At 68.8% G+C, this 840-nt stretch carries 1 protein-coding gene and 1 pseudogene; both read left to right on the forward strand.

Annotation, left to right across the window (positions count from 1 at the left end):
* The first annotated feature begins 40 nt into the window (after positions 1 to 40).
* Positions 41 to 511 carry a helix-turn-helix domain-containing protein gene (locus D0T11_RS21755; RefSeq protein ID WP_119657888.1) on the forward strand — a complete coding sequence of 157 codons (471 nt, stop codon included), beginning with the start codon at positions 41 to 43 and terminating at the stop codon, positions 509 to 511.
* Positions 508 to 840: pseudogene (locus D0T11_RS21760) on the forward strand (hypothetical protein); the annotation flags it as partial. The gene D0T11_RS21755 and the pseudogene D0T11_RS21760, both read left to right, overlap by 4 nt.

Raw genomic sequence — 840 nt, forward strand, 5'->3', positions numbered from 1 at the left:
AAGTTAGCCAACAAAATAAGGGAGTCGGAGTTGAGATGATATGGCCCGTCCCCTGACTCCCTTTATCCTGCCGGCTGCTGATCAGTCTGCCCTCGAAAAGTTCACGCGTACCGGTCGCCGGCCCGTGCGGGCGGTGCGCCGCGCGCAGGCCCTACTGGCGCTGGCTACCGGCATCGGCCAGCAGGCCGCCGGTCAGGCGGCCGGCCTGAGCCGCCAGACCGTGAGCCAGCTTCGCTCCCGCTATGAGCAAGCCGGCTGGCAATATGCCTTGGCTGAAGCCCCACGTAGCGGCACGCCCCCGCGCTTCGACGGCTCCCAACGGGCGGCTCTCACGGCGCTGGCCTGCACGCCTGCCCCCACCGGGCACAGCCGCTGGACGCTGCGCCTGCTGGCCGATAAAGCCGTGGAACTGGCCTTGGTGGACACCATTTCGCACGAAACGGTGAGCCAGGTGCTTAAAAAAACGAGTTGCAGCCCCACCGCCAGCAGCACTGGTGCCTGGGGGCGATGAACGCCGCCTTTTTAGCCCGGATGGAGGATGTGCTGGCTGTCTACGAGCGGCCTTATGACGCGCAGTTTCCCGTTGTCTGCTTCGATGAGCGCCCCTGCGTGCTGCACGGCCAACCCGTCGAGCCGCTGCCCCCCGTGCCGGCCCAGCCGGCCGTGGGCGAGCAAGCGGCCAAAGCCGGGCGACCCCGGCGCGAGAGCAGCACCTATGTGCGCCAGGGCACGGCCTGCCTGCTGGCCGCTTTCGAGCCCGGCACGGGCCAGCGCCTGGTCGAGGTCTCGGCCCGGCGCACCGGGGCCGACTACTGCCGCTTTCTGCAACGCCTGGCGGCG

The organism is Hymenobacter rubripertinctus, assembly GCF_003583925.1.
Classification (GTDB): Bacteria; Bacteroidota; Bacteroidia; order Cytophagales; family Hymenobacteraceae; genus Hymenobacter; species Hymenobacter rubripertinctus.

Excerpts from the sequence above, each read along its gene's own strand:
- D0T11_RS21755 (WP_119657888.1), top strand. The coding sequence starts at position 41 with ATGGCCCGTCCCCTGACTCCCTTTATCCTGCCGGCTGCTGATCAGTCT.